The sequence below is a fragment of the Chryseobacterium gilvum genome (assembly GCF_025628965.1).
GTDB classification, from domain to species: domain Bacteria; phylum Bacteroidota; class Bacteroidia; order Flavobacteriales; family Weeksellaceae; genus Chryseobacterium; species Chryseobacterium gilvum.
Map to the genome: position 1 here is coordinate 73,723 of NZ_JAOTEN010000002.1, position 17,424 is coordinate 91,146.

Genomic DNA, 17,424 nt, shown 5'->3' on the forward strand with positions numbered 1-17,424 from the left:
AATAACAAATACAAGCATCTATAAAACTATAAATCTAAAATCATGAAAACGCCACTGCTCATCGCCGCCCTATTTTTTACCGGATTTACATTCGCCCAGGAAAAAAAATCAGATTCTGTAAAAACAAAAAATATTGAAGGAGTCACTTTAACAAAACAGGTTTTTAAAAAGCAAAGCGACCGTTTTGTATATGATGTTGCAGCTTCCCCTGTCGCAAAAGGAAATACAACATTTGATATCCTGAAGCAAACTCCATTGCTGTCAAGTACTGATGATAAAACATTGAAAATTGCAGGGAAAAACAATGCACTGATTTATATCAACGGCAGAAAATCTAATATGGATGCAGAATCGCTGGTTCAGTTCCTGAAAAATACACCTGCAGAAAACATCCAGAAGATAGAAGTGATTACCGTTCCGGGAAGTGAATTTCAGGTAGAATCTTCTGACGGGATCATCAATATCGTTTTAAAGAAAAAGATGAGCGATGGGACAAGCGGCAACATGAGAATGTCTAACAGCCAGTATAAATTCAATTCTAGCCAGGCCAGTTTCTCTGTGAATTACAGAAAAGATAAATTGGGCGTCAATGCGAACCTGAGTGGCGGAGAGAATATCGAAGCTCAGGAATTTATGTTAAAAAATGGCGATTCCGGAGTACGAAACGAATCTATAGGACCTGTACGCGATCCTAATAAAAATTTAGGCGGTTACTTGAATATTGATTATCAGCTCAATGATAACAGCAATCTTGCACTTTCGTGGAATACCTGGGCCAATAAAAGTTACGGATCGACCATTGAACTGTTTAACACCCTTCATTTATATAACAATGACGGCTCACTGAACAAGACGGAATATTCTCTGTCTAAGAATCTGGAAAATGCCCGATCTTATAACAATTCGGTCAATCTTAACTATGAATTAAAAACCGATACTTTGGGAAGCAAACTGAATGTAAATGCTGCATATCTCAATTATAAGCGCTTCCAGAATTCTGCGAACAATACGTTTCTTTCTGATATCAATCAAAGCAATCTCGGAGTTATCAAAAATATCATGCAGGAAACTCCACAGATCATTAATAATTTTTCCGGAACGGCAGACTACATTCAGAAATATAAAAATGATTTTACCGTCTCAGTAGGAGGAAACTACAACAAAACCAAAACGGATAACAATACTCAATATGAAAGTATAGATTACACCACCAATCCTGACTTTACGGAAAGCAAACCCAACCATTTCGTCTACGATGAAAACATCTTCGGCTTTTACCTTACTCTGGAAAAAAAGTTCTCTGATAAATTTTCCGGGAAAATAGGCTCCAGATATGAGATTACGAAAAGCATAGGAACATCAGACAATGCTTTGACACCGGAATTGCAAAGAATAGAAAGAAATTATAATAACGTCTTACCCTATTTAAGCCTTAATTATGCGATCAATGAAAATCATAATATTTCTTACGCTTTTTCCAGCAGAATGAGAAGACCCAGCTTTTGGGAGCTTAACCCGGTGAAAAATATCATTACTCAAGATAATTATACCCAAAATAACCCTTTTGTGAAAGCCTCTTCCACCTATAACCAGGAATTGACGTATATGTTTAAAAGCTCTTATTTTGTCATCCTTAATCATTCGTATTTTAAAGATGTCATTACACAAATACCATTACAGAGAGAAATCGTAAGAAATGGGGTGACCTACAAACAACTTGCTTACATCAGAACCAATTTTGGTGATAAACAGGAAATGTCGGCCATGTTGGGAATCAATAAATCATTCTTCAAGCAATATCTTACGACCAATTTCAATATTGGTGTTCAGCACAATGTCAACAATGGTACTTTAAATACCGATCCTACTACAGGTCAGATATTTGACACCTACAATAATCAGTCAAAATCTACAAGTCTGGTTATTCAGACCAATAATACGTTACGATTAGACAAAAATAAAAGCTGGTTTTTAGGAGTTAATTATTTCTACGTAGACCAACAGCAAATCGAATTAGGATTATTGAAAAATCTGATGAGCTTAGATCTGAGTATAAAAAAAGTATGGAATGAATGGACATTTGCCCTTAACGTAACCGATGTTTTAAGAACCAATGTGGTAGAAATTGAAGATTATCAGGACAACGGAAATTACAACTATGTTAAAAATGATCAATTCAGACGAGGGGGAACTTTCAGTATTACCTATAATTTCGGAAATCAAAAGGTGAAAAAAGTAAGAGATATTGAAAGCGCTTCAGATGCTATTAAAAGCAGAACCAGATAAACATTTCATTCTTCATATATATTATTTTGTATTGAACCTGCTGATTGATCAGCAGGTTTTTATATTTGATTAAACAAAAAAACCCATCCAAGTCAGGATGAGTTTGTAGTAACTATTTATTCTGATTTCACAATCTCCGTGCGCTCAGAAATTCCATTTGCATTAAAAGCTTCAATCTGAAAATAATACGCATCTGTTCTATCGGCTCCGGTAAAAAAATATTCGTTTTTACCGTACACCATTATACTTCCGTACATTTTATCAGGAGATTTCCCCCAATAGATTACATATCCGTCTGCTTCAGAATTCTGCTGCCATTTCATCCAGATGCTTCTTCGTTCCCCGTATTTTTTAGGATCAGAACGTAAAGGCACAAAATTTTCTACTTTTGACGGTTTTGTACCTTTTCCTTTTCCGAAAACCCTGAAACCGCTTAACGCAAATTTTCCGGTGGGCATTTTTAAGTTTTCCATTTTAAGGAATCTGGCTTCAGCTGGTTTTTCCAGCTCAATATAATCGTGCGGAACGTCTTTTGTATTTTTACTTTTGTCAATAATGACCTTCCATTTTTTACCGTCATCGGAACCATATATTTTATACTGGTGCATTTTATCGAAGGTTTTGCCCATAAATTCCGCATCCTGATCAGCATAATTAATTTGAATAGCATGAATGGCAGAAACTTCGCCTAAATCGGTTTGAAACCATTCTCCGGAATTTCCTGTTTTTGCACTCCAATAGGTTTTAATATCTTCGTCAACCGCCAAGTTTGGCTGATAACCGCCCAAAGTAGAAGAAACCTGAACGGGTTTGTTGTAATTCAGCAACATCCAGCCCGCAAAAAGGCCTTTAGAAAAATCTTTCCCCTGTGCAAACTGAGGCAAAAATGTCGGATAATCTCCATAAGCCGTATTCGTATACATCACATCATCTTTGTCAAACCCTGCAGGCCAGATTCCTAATCTTCTCTCAAAATTGTTTTTAGTCGAAATAAAAATCGTAGAAACGTGCCACCAGTTTTTATAATTATCTTCAAAAGTAGCCCCATGTCCCGCTCCTCTCGCAAAACCTCCCGGCTTGTAGGAAAACGGATTGTGTTGTTGATATTCAAATCCTTCTAACGGATTATTACTTACATACACTCCGTCTGAATATCCGCTGAATTCGGTTGCAGGTGCGCCGTACTGCATATAATATTTTCCGTTATGCTTCGTCATCCAGGCTCCTTCCACGAAAGGCTGTAAGAAGACGTTGTCATTGTACTCCCCGAATCTTTCCCAGCCGTGGTCTTCCGGTTTTAGCTTAACAATCGGCTTTACAAACCCTTCTGACTGCAATGTTTTCACTTTTACTTCAGTTCCTAATAATGGCCATTCATTGCTTGAGCCCCAATATAAATACAGTTTATTTTTATCTTCATCGTAATGAAAAGCAGGATCCCATGCGCCAACTTTTAAAGTGTCGACTGCGATTTTCCATTCGTCTTTCGTAGGATTCGTGCTCTTCCAGATCGGGAAATCCTGTTCCCAGGTCGATCCGAAAACATACAAAGTATCTTTCATCGCCCAGACTGCAGGTGCATTCAGGTCATGAATATATTTATTATCCCGCAAAAATTTCCGGTGGATAAACTTCCAGTCGAGCATATTATCGCTGTACCAATAACCCTCCTGATTGGTAGAAAAAAGAAAGAGTTTTTTCTGAAAATTAACAATTACAGGATCCGCGGTTGCACGATGTTTCCCCTGTTTTGAAAATACTTCAAATGGCGTATATCCATAATCAATATTTATGGGGTTGCAATAGGTTTTTTGCTGTGCATATGAAAAATAACAGAGTAGAATGGTAACGAATACATATATTTTTTTTATCATAATCAAATTATCTCCTACAAATTTAATTATTTTTAAGAGGGTCTTTAAATTTTATAAAAAAAATCTGACCCTGTTTTCACAAAGTCAGAAGTTTATTTAAGGGATGACCACTTATTTTTTAGGTAAGAAAACTTCAGCCAACATGCATCGTGCGCTTCCGCCTCCGTTTACTTCGATTGTATTGAGATCTGAATAAATGATTTCACAATATTTTTCAATCGCAGAAATTTGATTTTCATGTAAAGATCTGTAAGCCGTCTCGCTCATCACTAAAAACTGTTTACCATCTTTATTCTGCACCTGAAGCATATTGCCGGCGAACTGCTGCATTTGTTCTTCAGAAATTTCGATGATTTCTTTCCCGGAATTTTTAATGGTTTCGATGACTTTGCTTCTTTCAAGCTCATCATCTATGCAATCCAGACAAATCACCACAAACTGATCGGCAACACACATCATCACATTGGTATGATATATTGGGAGCCTTTCTGAACCTACTGTCTGAAAAGAATGGAAAACAACCGGTGTAAAACCATATTTTTTACAAAATTCTTTAAATAAATTTTCATCTAACCTTAAGGAAACGGAGCCATATGCTATTTTGTGATCATGATCAAAGATCATACTTCCTGTTCCCTCTAAAAAATGCCCCTGGATTTCCGGTAAAGACCAGTCGTCAATTTCTGAAACTTCAAACCCTTGGTTTTTAATGGTTTCTATAATATCCTCTCTTCTTTCCACTCTCCTGTTGGATGCAAACATGGGATATAGCACCACCTTTCCGTCATTGTGGAAACTTACCCAGTTATTAGGAAAAATTGAATCCGGAGTATGAGGATCTATTGTATCTTTTATGGTAATGACATTAATGCCTTTGCTTTTCAGTTTTTCAACAAAAGTATTGAATTCTTTCAAAGCTTGCGACTGAATATCCGCACCTTTCTGCTCTACCTGAAAGTAGTTGTTTTCGGCTGTTTCAGCGTTGTAACCGAATGCGATCGGCTCTATCATTAATACCGTATCTGTTGTCTGCATCTGCTTATTTTTTTATTATATTTTTAAAACTTTGTGCATTTATTCTCTCACCAAAGGCATGGTAGAGCATCTTAGCAAACCGCCCATTTTTGAGATTTCACGGTATGGAATCTCTTCCACAGTCATTCCCCACTCATTTCTGAGGTGATTGTTCATTCTGGTAAATGCTTTGTCTGAAACTACTACTTCCGGAGAAATCGAGAAAATATTGGGATACATTTCAAACATTTCTTCATCGTTTACATGAAAACAATTTTCCTCTCCAAAAATATCCAGAATCAGCTGATAATCACTTTCATCTACAAAACCGTTTTTATAAATGATACATTTGTCTGTACCGACAGGATTAAAGGTACAGTCTAAATGCAGAATTCCCTGATAAGGTTCCCGATCATTTTTTTTCAGTTCAAAATCGAGAATCCTCTTTTTAGGGAAATATTCTTTCAGGATTTCGATGGCGTATTCGTTGGTTCTCGCTGTTTTATAGTTGCGGTAATCCTGTGAAAAACAGGTGCCGATAAATATGAAATCATTCCAGACAATAACATCTCCGCCTTCGATGTGTGCGGTATCCGGAAGATTAATAATATCACGCCATTTTACTTTTTCAAAAATACTTCTGTATGCATCCTGCTCATCGGCACGATCTGCGATGACATTAGAAATGATCATTTTATCTTCAATAACGAAAGAAACATCTCTTGCAAAAACCTGATTATAGTTTTCTATAATGCTTGGGCGTAAAACTTCCACATCATATTTTCTGAGTACTTTCTCGAAAGTTTCCATTTCAGCAATGATATCTTTTTCTTTGGGATAGATATTATGTTGAATAGAGTGATACGATTTTGCATCATAGCTTTCTTCCAAAGTAGGATCCGGACCCATAGAATTGGGCTGACCCAGAACTACCGATTTCAGTTTGCCGGTTTCGTTTTTGATATTTAGTTTCATAAAAATTTTCTAATATAGAGGCTTTTAAGTAAAGCTTTTTTCACCCAGCGTGAATCACAAATATAATGAAACCCTCTTGAAGTCAAAAATTTAATTACTATATGAAATATCCGTTGAAAATAAGCAGTTTTTTTAAGCTGTACTCCAACTTTTAATATTAATTACTGCTTTTTAATTTCCCCAATACTAAAAAAATCCCGAAGTAAAACTTCAGGATTTTATTTATATAATAGGCAACGGATGTTATCTGCTTGCAATATCGATGTAATCTCTTTGCTGAGCCCCCTGATAAACCTGTCTTGGTCTTCCGATCGGGTCTCCTTTCAGTCTCATTTCTTTCCACTGTGCAATCCATCCCGGAAGTCTTCCTAATGCAAACATTACGGTAAACATTTCTGTAGGAATTCCTAATGCTCTGTAGATAATTCCTGAATAGAAATCTACGTTTGGATATAATTTTCTTTCGATGAAATACTCGTCTTCAAGTGCTACTTTTTCTAACTGCATTGCAATATCCAGCGCTTTGTCTTCAATTCCTAATGCGCTTAATAAGTCGTCTGCAGCTTTTTTGATGATTTTTGCTCTTGGATCGAAGTTTTTGTACACTCTGTGTCCGAATCCCATAAGACGGAAACTGTCGTTTTTGTCTTTGGCTTTTTCAACCCATTTGTTGACATCACCGCCATCTTTTTCGATCAATTCAAGCATTTCAATTACTGCCTGGTTTGCACCTCCGTGAAGCGGGCCCCAAAGTGCAGAAATACCTGCAGAAACTGATGCAAAAAGACCCGTATGCGCAGAACCTACCATTCTCACTGTAGAAGTAGAACAGTTTTGCTCATGATCTGCATGAAGGATTAATAATTTATCTAAAGCATCTACTACAACCGGATTAATTTCGAAATCTGCATTTGGTAGTCTGAAAGCCATTTTGTAGAAATTTTCTACATAATTCAGGTTGTTATCTCCGTGGTTAAGCGGTAAACCCTGGCTTTTTCTGTACGTCCATGCACAAAGATGAGAAAATTTAGCAATCAGCAACTCTGCAGCCAAATCCATTTCTTCTTTTGAATTTACGTTTACCGCTTTCGGGTTGAAAGCAGTCAATGCAGACGTCAAAGATGACAAAACTCCCATTGGATGGGCAGAACGTGGGAAGGCGTCGATGATTTTTTTCATCTCTTCTGCCACGAAATTATATTTTTTGATATTCCCGTTGAAGGTATTGAACTGGTCATTGTTTGGCAAATCACCGTGTAAAAGAAGATACATTACTTCTGTGAAGTTTGATTTTTCAGCAATTTGCTCGATAGGATATCCTCTGTAGAACAATTCACCTTTATCCCCATCCAGATACGTGATGTCGCTTAAGGTGGCGCCAGTATTTTTGTAGCCTAAATCCAGGGTGATAAGACCGGTCTGATCTCTTAATTTTGAAATATCTATTCCTCTGTCTCCGATTGTACTATCAACGATAGGATATTCATACGAATGACCATCGTAATTCAATATAACTTTGTTGTCTGACATTATTTAATATTTTATTTTAAATTTCTTAAAAATACACAAAAAAACAGCAACCCAAAAATTAGTTTGCTGTTTTTTTTATTTTATTATCTGTTAATCTTAAATGCTTCTAAACCAGGGAAAATAGCGGTTTCTCCTAAAGCTTCTTCTATTCTCAAGAGCTGATTATATTTTGCCATTCGGTCTGATCTTGATGCAGAACCGGTCTTGATTTGTCCGCAATTCATCGCTACGGCAAGATCTGCAATGGTAGAATCTTCAGTTTCACCTGAGCGGTGAGACATTACCGTGGTAAATTTATTGTGTTGTGCCATCTGTACAGCAGCCATTGTTTCGGAAAGAGAACCGATCTGGTTTACCTTCACTAAGATTGAATTGGCAATTCCTTCTTTTACTCCTCTTGATAATCTTTCAACATTGGTTACGAACAAATCATCTCCCACCAACTGTACTCTGTCTCCTATTTTATCGGTAAGCATTTTCCAGCCTACCCAGTCGTCCTCATGCATTCCGTCTTCGATAGAAATAATTGGATATTTATTCGCCAATTCCGCTAAATAAGAAACCTGCTCACTGCTTGAAAACTGTGCTGAATCCTGTGTCTGGAATTTCCTGTAATCATACACTCCGTCTTTATAAAATTCTGAAGCGGCACAATCTAAAGCGATCATCACATCATCACCCGGTTTGTAACCCGCTTTTTCGATGGCCTGAAGTAAGGTATCCAAAGCATCTTCCGTACCTGTGAAAGTAGGTGCAAAACCTCCTTCATCTCCTACTGCTGTTGACAAACCTCTTGAATGTAAAATCGCTTTCAGGTTATGAAAAATTTCAGTTCCTTTTCTGAGTGCATGAGAGAAAGAATCTGCTTTTACCGGCATCACCATAAATTCCTGGAATGCTATCGGAGCATCTGAGTGAGATCCGCCGTTAATCACGTTCATCATGGGAACCGGAAGTGTATTTGCATTTACGCCCCCGATATATTTGTATAATGGCATTTTTAATTCTGCTGCCGCCGCTTTTGCTGCCGCTAATGATACTCCAAGAATAGCATTGGCGCCTAAACTTCCTTTATTATTGGTTCCGTCAAGATCAATCATAATCTGATCAATAAGATTCTGATCAAAAACAGGAAGACCTACCAATTCCGCAGCAATTACTTCTCTTACATTTTCTACTGCTTTAGACACTCCTTTCCCCATCCATTCTGAACCTCCGTCACGCAATTCTACGGCTTCATGTTCTCCTGTAGATGCTCCCGAAGGTACTGCAGCACGACCCATGGCGCCGCTTTCTGTAAATACATCTACTTCAACGGTAGGATTACCTCTGGAATCCAAAATCTGTCTTGCTTCTATGTAAGAAATATAACTCATTATCTGATTTTTTTAAGTTTAGACAAATTTAATGAAAATTTAACTTTTTTCGTTATTCTCTATCTTTCAATTGCATATTTGTGAGTTAAATTTTAGTTAATTTTACATAGATAATTAAAGCATTCATTTTTAAAATAAATTGTATGATAAAAAAAGGGATTTCATTGCTACTCTTAATGTTTTTAATGGTCGCATGTAAAAAAGAAGGAAATAAAGGAATTGTAAAAGCAGAACCTGAAAGCCAGGTAATTCTTGCAGATAATGGTAAAGTAGATTCAACGGTAGGCTACAATGTAGATGTTAACGGAAAGAAAACCATTAAAACGGATTATGTGTACAAAGCTACCGACGGAACCTTGGTAAAGGTGGTTTTTAATTATGATCCTAACAACCGTACTGTGGCTATCACCAATAATAAAAAGACCTTTACAATGGAGAAAAAGCAGTCTACAGAAAGTGAAACAACGTATGAAAAAGATGAGATGAAAGCAACTGTAAAAGGCGACAGCCTTATTTTGCATCAAGGGGATACCATTATCGAGCTGGTAAAAACTAAAATATAATCAAAAAAGCCGTTCAGAAATTCTGAACGGCTTTTTTATATCTCTGGAAAATATTATTCTCCAGCTTTCTCTTCTGTAGAGTCTGTTGCTTCTGCCTTAGGCTCTTCAACTTTTTCTTCTGCCGCAGCAGGAGCTTCAACAGCTACCTTTGCAGTAGAAGCAGATCTTCTACTTCTTCTTGTTGTCTTCTTCTCCTCAGCATTAGGATTATAAAGCTCATTGAAATCTACCAACTCGATCAAAGCAGTATCTGCAGCATCTCCAGGTCTGAAACCTGTTTTGATGATTCTCGTATAACCGCCGTTTCTTTCAGCGATTTTAGGAGCTACAGTTCTGAACAATTCAGCAACCGCTTCTTTACTTTGAAGATATGAAAAGACAGTTCTTCTGTTGTGTGTAGTATCTTCTTTTGCTTTTGTTAATAGGGGCTCAACATATACTCTTAAAGCTTTCGCTTTAGCTACAGTAGTGTTGATTCTTTTATGCTCAATTAGAGAACAAGCCATATTAGAAAGTAACGCACTTCTGTGAGAAGTTGTTCTTCCTAAGTGATTGAATTTTTTACCGTGTCTCATTATTATTTATTTATCAGCGTCTAACTTATATTTTGCAACGTCGAAACCGAAGTTAAGACCTTTTGAATGCACTAATTCTTCTAGTTCTGTCAAAGATTTTTTACCAAAATTTCTGAATTTCATCAAATCAGACTTACTGTAAGAAACCAATTCTCCAAGCGTTTCTACTTCAGCTGCTTTCAGACAGTTTAGGGCTCTTACGGAAAGATCCATATCTGCTAATTTAGACTTAAGAAGTTGTCTTGTGTGAAGAGTTTCTTCATCGTATTGGATAGATGCTTTTACCGCTTCTGTTTCTAAAGTGATTCTCTCATCAGAGAACAACATGAAATGATAAATCAATATCTTAGAAGCTTCCGTTAAAGCATTCTGAGGGCTTATAGAACCGTCAGTTTCAATATCTAATACTAATTTTTCGTAGTCTGTTTTTTGCTCTACACGATAATTTTCAATACTATACTGTACTTTTTTGATTGGCGTAAAAATAGAATCAATGGCAATGGTACCGATCGGTGCATTGTTTGATTTGTTTTGTTCAGAAGGTACATACCCTCTTCCCTTTTCTACATTAAACGTAATTTCAAAAGTAACATCACTGTTTAGGTTACAAATCATCAATTCAGGATTCAAGATCTCAAATCCGTTGATAGATTTTCCTAAATCACCAGCAGTAATTACAGTCTGACCGGAAACTTTAGCGACAACCTGCTCATTCGTCTGGTTTTCTGCTGTAGCTTTTAATCTTACCTGTTTAAGGTTAAGAATAATTTCGGTAACGTCTTCTATTACTCCTGGAATCGTTGAAAATTCGTGCTCTACACCTTCTATTTTGATAGATGAAATAGCGTATCCTTCCAGAGAAGAAAGCAATACTCTTCTCAAAGCATTACCGATTGTAAGCCCGAAACCTGGTTCTAAAGGTCTGAATTCGAATTGACCTTTAAATTCATCAGAGTTAAGTAGAATTACTTTATCGGGTTTTATGAATTGTAAAATTGCCATATTATTGGGTTGAGCAAAAATTTGATTAAAAAATTATTTAGAGTAAAGTTCGACGATAAGCTGTTCCTTGATGTCTTCCGGGATTTGGATTCTTTCAGGAGCAGATACGAAAGTACCTTGCTTTTTCTCATCGTTGAATTGTAACCACTCATAGTTTGCTTTAGAAGCTAAAGAATCAGTAATTACTTCAAGAGATTTTGATTTTTCTCTTACTGCGATTACATCTCCTGCTTTTACCAAATAAGAAGGAATGTTAAGGATCTCACCATTCACTGTGATGTGTCTGTGAGAAACCAATTGTCTTGCACCGGCTCTGGTTTTAGAAAAACCTAATCTGTACACTACATTATCCAATCTTGATTCGCAAAGCTGTAATAAAACTTCACCTGTTACACCTTTACTTCTGTGTGCTTTTTCAAATAAGTTCGCAAACTGTCTTTCTAATATACCGTAAGTATATTTAGCTTTTTGCTTTTCAGCCAGCTGCACTGCATATTCTGATTTTTTAGCACCTCTTCTTTTGTTAGGACCATGTTGTCCTGGTGGTTGGTTTTTTCTTCTTTCGAAGTTTTTGTCGTCTCCGTAGATTGCAGCACCAAACTTTCTCGCAATCTTAGTTTTAGGACCAATATATCTTGCCATAATGGATAAATTCTAAAAATTAAACTCTTCTTCTTTTTGGTGGTCTACATCCATTATGTGGCATAGGAGTCACATCAATGATTTCGCTAACTTCGATACCTGAATTGTGAATGGTTCTGATGGCAGATTCTCTACCTGCACCCGGACCTTTCACATACACCTTTACTCTTCTAAGACCCGCTTCGTGAGCTACATTAGAGCAATTTTCAGCTGCCATCTGAGCAGCAAAAGGAGTGTTCTTTTTAGAACCTCTGAAACCCATTTTACCGGCAGAAGCCCAAGAGATAACTTCTCCGCTTTTATTTGTTAAAGAAATGATGATGTTATTGAAAGAAGCCTGAATATGCGCTTCTCCAATAGCTTCAACTTTTACTTTTCTTTTTTTAACTACTTTAGTTTGTTTTGCCATAATTCCTAACGATTATTTACTTGCTTTTTTCTTGTTAGCAACTGTTTTTCTCTTTCCTTTACGGGTTCTAGAGTTGTTTTTCGTTCTCTGGCCTCTTAAAGGTAGTCCTAGTCTGTGACGTATTCCTCGTTGGCATCCTATGTCCATCAATCGCTTGATGTTCAATTGCACTTCAGATCTAAGCTCACCTTCCACTTTAATGTTTTCGGTGATGTAATTTCTGATTGCAGCCAATTCATCGTCATTCCATTCGTTGACTTTCTTATCTTCGCTGATACCGGCATTTTTCAGGATTTCAGAAGAAGTACTTCTTCCAACACCATAAATATAAGTTAAACCGATAACGCCTCTTTTGTTTTTTGGTAAATCAATACCTGCAATTCTCGCCATAATTTAATATTAGCCTTGTCTTTGTTTAAATTTTGGGTTTTTCTTGTTGATTACGAAAAGCACACCCTTTCTGCGTACAATTTTGCAATCAGCACTTCTTTTTTTAATTGATGCTCTAACTTTCATTTGATATATTATAATCTTTTAATAAGTACAAATGGAATCTTCGATTTCATTTGAATATGTTTATTTTTTTAACAACAGCCAAATGGAGATCCTGAGATTCCATCTGGCGTTTGTTTAATATCTAAATGTAATTCTCCCTTTTGTCAAATCGTAGGGAGACATTTCAAGTTTTACCTTATCACCGGGTAAAAGTTTAATATAATGCATTCTCATTTTACCGGAGATATGAGCGATAAGGATATGCCCATTCTCAAGTTCTACACGGAACTGCGCATTCGAAAGTGCTTCCGTAATAACGCCATCCTGTTCAATATGTTTCTGTTTTGCCATAAATTAATATCCAGTCGATCTTGATAACTTAGACTGCATTAAGCCATCATAATGATGATTCAGCAGATAAGTGTTAATCTGTTGAACAGTATCTAATACCACCCCAACCATAATTAGCAACGAAGTTCCCCCGAAAAATAAGGCGAACGCATCTGTCTGAACAAGGCTTCCATGCACTATTGCCGGAAGGACTGCAAAGATAGACAAAAATATTGCACCTGGCAAGGTAATTTTTGATAAAATATCATCTAAGTAATCTGCTGTTTCTTTACCGGGTCTTACCTTCGGTACCAAACCTCCGTTTCTCTTTAAATCATCAGCCATTTGGTTTACCGGGATGGTAATTGCAGTATAGAAGAATGAAAAGATAATAATTAACAGTGCAAACAGTACGTTGTACTGCCAGCTGAAAACATTTTTGAAACCGGCAAGAAAAGTATTAGACTCGTCTACTTTGGTCAACAAACCGGGTACAAACATCAATGCCTGAGCAAAAATGATTGGCATAACCCCAGCTGCATTCACTTTTAACGGAATCCACTGTCTTGCTCCCTGCATAAGATTTTTGTTTACACCTCCTCTTGCCTGAGCTCTGCTTACATACTGAATAGGGATTTTTCTCACCGCAACAGATAATACTACTGCCAAGAGAACAACCAGCATCCAGAATATGACTTCTATAAGGATCATGATAGAACCCATTCCGCCTTTTCCGTTTTGTACTGCAATTTCCTGTACAAATGCTTCCGGTAATCTTGATAAAATCCCTACCATAATAAGGATGGAAATACCATTTCCAATTCCTTTATCGGTAATTTTTTCACCTAGCCACATGGCAAATACAGAACCTGCTACCAAGATTACAATACTTGGAAGCCAGAACATAATAGAATTAGGGTCTACAAAATATGCAGACTGGAACTGAGCGTACGGTAAGAATAATTGAGTAATAGAGGTTAAATAAGAAGGCGCCTGTACAAGACAAACCCCTATGGTTAACCATCTGGTAATCTGATTCAATGTATTTCTACCTGATTCTCCGTCTTTCTGAAGTTTCTGAAGATAAGGAATAGCCATCCCCATCAACTGAACAATAATAGAAGCAGAAATATAAGGCATGATTCCTAACGCCATCACGGAAGCATGGCTGAAAGCCCCACCCGTAAATGACGAAAGCAAGCCAAGGAGACCAGCTCCCTGCTTGTTACCGCCTTGACTTTTATAATGCTCTAAGAGATCTCCCACCTGCGCAAGGTTAATTGCCGGCAGAGAGATATAAGATGCGAATCTATACACAAGAATAATCCCTAAAGTGAAGATAATTTTATCTCTTAATTCTTTAAGGCTCCAAATATTTTTGAGGGTTTGTATAAATTCTTTCATTCGTAATTATTATAAAGTAATTGCTTTACCACCTGCTTTAGAAATAAGTTCTTCAGCAGATTTAGTGAATTTGTCGGCAGAGATTGAAACCGCAGATTTCAATTCTCCTCTACCCATAATTTTCACTAATTCGTTTTTAGTCGCTAAACCGTTTTGTACCAAAACTTCTTTGGTGATATCTCCTGTAACTGATTTGTTATCAATCATGATCTGAATATCATCAAGGTTTATTGCTCTAAATTCTTTTCTGTTTACGTTTTTGAAACCAAATTTAGGAAGTCTTCTCTGTAAAGGCATCTGACCTCCTTCAAAACCGATCTTCTGAGAATAACCCGCTCTTGCTTTCTGACCTTTATGTCCTTTGGTTGCAGTACCTCCTCTTCCACTACCTTGTCCTCTACCAATTCTTTTTGAACTAAATGTAGAACCTGCAGCAGGTCTTATGTTGTTTAAATTCATTTTAAAATTATTTTAAAAATTATTTTTGAACTTCAAGTAAATGACTAACTGCAGCTATCATTCCTAAAATAGAAGGAGTAGCTTCGTGCTCTACAACTTGGTGAAGTTTCTTAAATCCTAATGCTTCAAGCGTTCTCTTTTGGGTTTTTGTTCTACCAATAGCGCTTCTTACTTGTTTTACTTTAATTGTTGCCATTGTTTATGTATTAACCGTTAAACACTTTACTTAGAGAAACTCCTCTCATTCTTGCAATCTCTTCCGGTCTTCTGATGTCTAACAATGCTTTGAAAGTTGCCTTTACCACATTGTGAGGGTTTGAAGATCCTTTAGATTTTGAAAGGATATCGTGAATACCAGCTGATTCCAATACCGCTCTTACCGCACCACCGGCGATAAGACCCGTACCGTGAGAAGCAGGTCTCAAGAAGATATCTGCACCACCGTATCTAGCAGCAGTCTGGTGAGGAATTGTGTGATTCATTACAGGAACTTTCACAAGGTTTTTCTTAGCATCTTCAACTGCTTTGGCAATTGCAGAAGCTACCTCTTTTGATTTTCCTAAACCAAAACCGATGGTTCCGTTTTCGTCTCCTACAACAACAATTGCAGAAAATCCGAACGCTCTACCTCCTTTGGTTACTTTTGTTACCCTGTTTACGGATACGAGACGATCTTTAAGTTCTAATCCTCCCGGTTTTACTCTTTCTATATTATCTAGTCCTAACATATTTCCGAAATTTAATGATTAGAATTTAAGTCCTCCTTCTCTCGCACCATCCGCAAGAGCTTTTACTCTTCCGTGGTATACGAATCCGTTTCTATCAAATACAATAGCTTCGATTCCTGCAGCGATTGCTTTGGCAGCGATTGCTTTACCAACAGCGGCAGAAACTTCAATCTTGGTTCCGTTAGCATCAACTCCTTTCTCTCTGGAAGAAGCCGCTACTAAAGTTTTACCATCTTTATCGTCGATTAACTGAGCGTAAATTTCCTTATTACTCTTGTATACAGATAATCTTGGCAATTCAGAAGATCCGGAGATTTTTCCTCTTACTCTTCTTTTTATTCTTATTCTTTTTTCTAATTTACTTAGTGCCATTTTCTTAAAATTTATTAAGCAGATTTACCAGCTTTACGTCTAACATTTTCACCAACGAATCTCACACCTTTTCCTTTGTACGGCTCAGGCTTTCTGAATGAACGGATCTTTGCCGCTACCATTCCAAGAAGTTGCTTGTCGTAAGACGTTAAAGTAATAATTGGGTTTTTACCTTTTTCAGTCAATGTGTCGATTGTCACTTCTTTTGGAAGTTCTAATACGATACCGTGAGAGAATCCTAAAGCCAATTCAAGTTTTTGACCTGAATGTGAAGCTCTGTATCCTACCCCTACCAGTTCTAATTGTTTTGTGAACCCTTCAGTAGTTCCTACAATCATGTTATTGATCAACGCTCGGTATAAACCGTGAAGCGCTCTGTGTTGTTTAGAATCAGATGGTCTGTTGAATGTAAGCACACCGTCTTGTTGTTCTAAAGTAATTCCTTCTGTAAGCTCCTGCGTAAGTTGTCCTTTCGGGCCTTTCACAGTTACGACCCCTTCATTTTGGGTGATCGTAATTCCAGCGGGAACTGTTATAATTGCTTTACCAATTCTTGACATTTTCCTTTGATTAAAAATTAATAAACATAGCAGATTACTTCACCGCCTACTTTTTCCTCTCTAGCTTTCTTGTCAGTCATTACTCCTTTAGAAGTAGAGATGATAGAAATACCCAAACCGTTTAGTACTCTTGGAAGTTCTGTAGAACCTTTGTACTGTCTCAAACCTGGTCTTGAAGCTCTTTGAATAGACTTAATAGCCGGTTTGCTGGTTTGTTTGTCGTACTTTAAAGCGATTTTGATCAAACCCTGAACAGCGTTATCTTCAAACTTGTAGTTTAAGATATACCCCTGATCGAATAAGATCTTAGTAATCTCCTTTTTGATTTTTGATGCAGGAATTTCCACCACTTTGTGGCCTGCGCTTTGTGCGTTCCTTACTCTAGTTAGGAAATCTGAAATTGGATCTGTTACCATTTTTCTTTATAAATTATTGGTTAAAGACAATCAGTATTGAAAGGACTTGAAGATTAAAATATCAGACTTCAGAAAACTTCGGTCTGATATTTTTTTCTTTAGTTTCCAGACAACTTAATTGTCCTGTGTTCTAATTGTAGTGATTACCAACTGGCTTTTTTCACTCCCGGGATAAGACCGTTGTTGGCCATTTCTCTGAAAGTTACTCTTGAAAGACCGAAAGTTCTCATGTACCCTCTTGGTCTTCCTGTCAGTTTACATCTGTTGTGTAATCTTACAGGAGAAGCATTTTTTGGTAATTTCTGAAGTCCTTCGTAATCACCAGCTTCTTTCAACGCTTTTCTTTTTTCAGCGTATTTAGCTACAGTAGCTTCTCTTTTGCGCTCACGCGCTTTCATTGATTCTTTAGCCATT

Annotated in this window: 22 protein-coding genes; 2 read left to right on the forward strand and 20 right to left on the reverse strand. The window is 37.0% G+C overall.

What is annotated here, in order from left to right; translation table 11 throughout:
* Positions 1-42 precede the first annotated feature (42 nt).
* Positions 43-2,286: a TonB-dependent receptor domain-containing protein gene (locus N0B16_RS06910; protein WP_262990060.1), complete on the forward strand. Its 2,244-nt coding sequence runs from the start codon at positions 43-45 to the stop codon at positions 2,284-2,286.
* Between the two features lie 116 nt (positions 2,287-2,402).
* Here N0B16_RS06910 and N0B16_RS06915 read toward each other — a convergent pair whose 3' ends face one another.
* From N0B16_RS06915 to eno, 5 genes are all read right to left on the reverse strand, one after another.
* Positions 2,403-4,160 (reverse strand): discoidin domain-containing protein, encoded by a 1,758-nt coding sequence (locus N0B16_RS06915; protein ID WP_262990061.1) that lies wholly within the window; start codon positions 4,158-4,160, stop codon positions 2,403-2,405.
* A gap of 111 nt (positions 4,161-4,271) precedes the next feature.
* Positions 4,272-5,195: a citrulline utilization hydrolase CtlX gene (ctlX, locus tag N0B16_RS06920; RefSeq protein ID WP_262990062.1), complete on the reverse strand. Its 924-nt coding sequence runs from the start codon at positions 5,193-5,195 to the stop codon at positions 4,272-4,274.
* Positions 5,196-5,234: 39 nt separating this feature from the next.
* On the reverse strand, positions 5,235-6,149 hold the full coding sequence (locus N0B16_RS06925) for a dimethylarginine dimethylaminohydrolase family protein (protein ID WP_262990063.1): 915 nt from the start codon (positions 6,147-6,149) through the stop codon (positions 5,235-5,237).
* A 243-nt stretch (positions 6,150-6,392) separates the two neighbouring features.
* Entirely contained in the window at positions 6,393-7,679 is a 1,287-nt protein-coding gene (locus N0B16_RS06930) for a citrate synthase (protein WP_262990064.1), read from the reverse strand.
* Positions 7,680-7,762: 83 nt separating this feature from the next.
* A complete protein-coding gene (gene eno / locus N0B16_RS06935; protein ID WP_262990067.1) occupies positions 7,763-9,055 on the reverse strand; it encodes a phosphopyruvate hydratase in 1,293 nt (430 codons plus the stop codon).
* A 143-nt stretch (positions 9,056-9,198) separates the two neighbouring features.
* Between eno and N0B16_RS06940 the strand changes: the two genes are divergently transcribed.
* Positions 9,199-9,618, forward strand: coding sequence for a hypothetical protein (locus N0B16_RS06940; protein WP_262990068.1), 420 nt, complete (start codon positions 9,199-9,201; stop codon positions 9,616-9,618).
* Between the two features lie 53 nt (positions 9,619-9,671).
* On the opposite strand, the gene rplQ is transcribed toward N0B16_RS06940, so the two are convergent.
* The 15 genes from rplQ to rpsN form a co-directional block, all read right to left on the reverse strand.
* Positions 9,672-10,193 carry a 50S ribosomal protein L17 gene (gene rplQ, locus N0B16_RS06945; protein WP_262990069.1) on the reverse strand — a complete coding sequence of 174 codons (522 nt, stop codon included), beginning with the start codon at positions 10,191-10,193 and terminating at the stop codon, positions 9,672-9,674.
* Positions 10,194-10,199: 6 nt separating this feature from the next.
* Positions 10,200-11,195: a DNA-directed RNA polymerase subunit alpha gene (locus tag N0B16_RS06950; RefSeq protein ID WP_262990071.1), complete on the reverse strand. Its 996-nt coding sequence runs from the start codon at positions 11,193-11,195 to the stop codon at positions 10,200-10,202.
* A gap of 33 nt (positions 11,196-11,228) precedes the next feature.
* Positions 11,229-11,837 (reverse strand): 30S ribosomal protein S4, encoded by a 609-nt coding sequence (rpsD, locus tag N0B16_RS06955; protein ID WP_262990072.1) that lies wholly within the window; start codon positions 11,835-11,837, stop codon positions 11,229-11,231.
* A gap of 19 nt (positions 11,838-11,856) precedes the next feature.
* The gene (gene rpsK, locus N0B16_RS06960; protein WP_027387198.1) at positions 11,857-12,246 is read right to left on the reverse strand and encodes a 30S ribosomal protein S11; all 390 of its coding nucleotides are present in this window, start codon (positions 12,244-12,246) and stop codon (positions 11,857-11,859) included.
* A gap of 12 nt (positions 12,247-12,258) precedes the next feature.
* Positions 12,259-12,636 (reverse strand): 30S ribosomal protein S13, encoded by a 378-nt coding sequence (gene rpsM / locus N0B16_RS06965; RefSeq protein WP_219971507.1) that lies wholly within the window; start codon positions 12,634-12,636, stop codon positions 12,259-12,261.
* 9 nt (positions 12,637-12,645) lie between these two features.
* Positions 12,646-12,762, reverse strand: coding sequence for a 50S ribosomal protein L36 (gene rpmJ / locus N0B16_RS06970; protein ID WP_007839480.1), 117 nt, complete (start codon positions 12,760-12,762; stop codon positions 12,646-12,648).
* 114 nt (positions 12,763-12,876) lie between these two features.
* A complete protein-coding gene (gene infA / locus N0B16_RS06975) occupies positions 12,877-13,092 on the reverse strand; it encodes a translation initiation factor IF-1 (RefSeq protein ID WP_034684855.1) in 216 nt (71 codons plus the stop codon).
* A 3-nt stretch (positions 13,093-13,095) separates the two neighbouring features.
* Positions 13,096-14,475 (reverse strand): preprotein translocase subunit SecY, encoded by a 1,380-nt coding sequence (secY, locus tag N0B16_RS06980; protein WP_262990073.1) that lies wholly within the window; start codon positions 14,473-14,475, stop codon positions 13,096-13,098.
* A gap of 9 nt (positions 14,476-14,484) precedes the next feature.
* Positions 14,485-14,934 (reverse strand): 50S ribosomal protein L15, encoded by a 450-nt coding sequence (rplO, locus tag N0B16_RS06985; protein WP_262990074.1) that lies wholly within the window; start codon positions 14,932-14,934, stop codon positions 14,485-14,487.
* 19 nt (positions 14,935-14,953) lie between these two features.
* Positions 14,954-15,130, reverse strand: coding sequence for a 50S ribosomal protein L30 (gene rpmD / locus N0B16_RS06990; protein WP_007839493.1), 177 nt, complete (start codon positions 15,128-15,130; stop codon positions 14,954-14,956).
* Positions 15,131-15,140: 10 nt separating this feature from the next.
* Positions 15,141-15,662 carry a 30S ribosomal protein S5 gene (gene rpsE, locus N0B16_RS06995; RefSeq protein ID WP_262990075.1) on the reverse strand — a complete coding sequence of 174 codons (522 nt, stop codon included), beginning with the start codon at positions 15,660-15,662 and terminating at the stop codon, positions 15,141-15,143.
* Between the two features lie 18 nt (positions 15,663-15,680).
* On the reverse strand, positions 15,681-16,034 hold the full coding sequence (gene rplR / locus N0B16_RS07000) for a 50S ribosomal protein L18 (RefSeq protein WP_262990076.1): 354 nt from the start codon (positions 16,032-16,034) through the stop codon (positions 15,681-15,683).
* Positions 16,035-16,048: 14 nt separating this feature from the next.
* Positions 16,049-16,594 (reverse strand): 50S ribosomal protein L6, encoded by a 546-nt coding sequence (rplF, locus tag N0B16_RS07005; RefSeq protein ID WP_262990077.1) that lies wholly within the window; start codon positions 16,592-16,594, stop codon positions 16,049-16,051.
* A gap of 17 nt (positions 16,595-16,611) precedes the next feature.
* Entirely contained in the window at positions 16,612-17,010 is a 399-nt protein-coding gene (rpsH, locus tag N0B16_RS07010) for a 30S ribosomal protein S8 (protein WP_262990078.1), read from the reverse strand.
* A gap of 143 nt (positions 17,011-17,153) precedes the next feature.
* Complete coding sequence (gene rpsN, locus N0B16_RS07015; protein ID WP_034712998.1) at positions 17,154-17,423, reverse strand: 30S ribosomal protein S14; 270 nt, start codon at positions 17,421-17,423, stop codon at positions 17,154-17,156.
* Between the last annotated feature and the right edge of the window lies 1 nt (position 17,424).

What these genes read in the sequence shown, in the direction of transcription:
- N0B16_RS06915 (WP_262990061.1), bottom strand. Translation starts at nt 4,160, where the DNA reads ATGATAAAAAAAATATATGTATTCGTTACCATTCTACTCTGTTATTTT.
- rplR (WP_262990076.1), bottom strand. Translation starts at nt 16,034, where the DNA reads ATGGCACTAAGTAAATTAGAAAAAAGAATAAGAATAAAAAGAAGAGTA.
- rpmD (WP_007839493.1), bottom strand. Translation starts at nt 15,130, where the DNA reads ATGGCAACAATTAAAGTAAAACAAGTAAGAAGCGCTATTGGTAGAACA.
- rpsK (WP_027387198.1), bottom strand. Translation starts at nt 12,246, where the DNA reads ATGGCAAAACAAACTAAAGTAGTTAAAAAAAGAAAAGTAAAAGTTGAA.
- rpsN (WP_034712998.1), bottom strand. Translation starts at nt 17,423, where the DNA reads ATGGCTAAAGAATCAATGAAAGCGCGTGAGCGCAAAAGAGAAGCTACT.
- rpsH (WP_262990078.1), bottom strand. Translation starts at nt 17,010, where the DNA reads ATGGTAACAGATCCAATTTCAGATTTCCTAACTAGAGTAAGGAACGCA.
- N0B16_RS06940 (WP_262990068.1), top strand. Translation starts at nt 9,199, where the DNA reads ATGATAAAAAAAGGGATTTCATTGCTACTCTTAATGTTTTTAATGGTC.
- rpsE (WP_262990075.1), bottom strand. Translation starts at nt 15,662, where the DNA reads ATGTTAGGACTAGATAATATAGAAAGAGTAAAACCGGGAGGATTAGAA.
- N0B16_RS06930 (WP_262990064.1), bottom strand. Translation starts at nt 7,679, where the DNA reads ATGTCAGACAACAAAGTTATATTGAATTACGATGGTCATTCGTATGAA.
- rplF (WP_262990077.1), bottom strand. Translation starts at nt 16,594, where the DNA reads ATGTCAAGAATTGGTAAAGCAATTATAACAGTTCCCGCTGGAATTACG.
- eno (WP_262990067.1), bottom strand. Translation starts at nt 9,055, where the DNA reads ATGAGTTATATTTCTTACATAGAAGCAAGACAGATTTTGGATTCCAGA.
- rpsD (WP_262990072.1), bottom strand. Translation starts at nt 11,837, where the DNA reads ATGGCAAGATATATTGGTCCTAAAACTAAGATTGCGAGAAAGTTTGGT.
- rpmJ (WP_007839480.1), bottom strand. Translation starts at nt 12,762, where the DNA reads ATGAAAGTTAGAGCATCAATTAAAAAAAGAAGTGCTGATTGCAAAATT.
- rplQ (WP_262990069.1), bottom strand. Translation starts at nt 10,193, where the DNA reads ATGAGACACGGTAAAAAATTCAATCACTTAGGAAGAACAACTTCTCAC.
- N0B16_RS06910 (WP_262990060.1), top strand. Translation starts at nt 43, where the DNA reads ATGAAAACGCCACTGCTCATCGCCGCCCTATTTTTTACCGGATTTACA.
- rplO (WP_262990074.1), bottom strand. Translation starts at nt 14,934, where the DNA reads ATGAATTTAAACAACATAAGACCTGCTGCAGGTTCTACATTTAGTTCA.
- infA (WP_034684855.1), bottom strand. Translation starts at nt 13,092, where the DNA reads ATGGCAAAACAGAAACATATTGAACAGGATGGCGTTATTACGGAAGCA.
- secY (WP_262990073.1), bottom strand. Translation starts at nt 14,475, where the DNA reads ATGAAAGAATTTATACAAACCCTCAAAAATATTTGGAGCCTTAAAGAA.
- rpsM (WP_219971507.1), bottom strand. Translation starts at nt 12,636, where the DNA reads ATGGCGAGAATTGCAGGTATTGATTTACCAAAAAACAAAAGAGGCGTT.
- N0B16_RS06950 (WP_262990071.1), bottom strand. Translation starts at nt 11,195, where the DNA reads ATGGCAATTTTACAATTCATAAAACCCGATAAAGTAATTCTACTTAAC.
- ctlX (WP_262990062.1), bottom strand. Translation starts at nt 5,195, where the DNA reads ATGCAGACAACAGATACGGTATTAATGATAGAGCCGATCGCATTCGGT.
- N0B16_RS06925 (WP_262990063.1), bottom strand. Translation starts at nt 6,149, where the DNA reads ATGAAACTAAATATCAAAAACGAAACCGGCAAACTGAAATCGGTAGTT.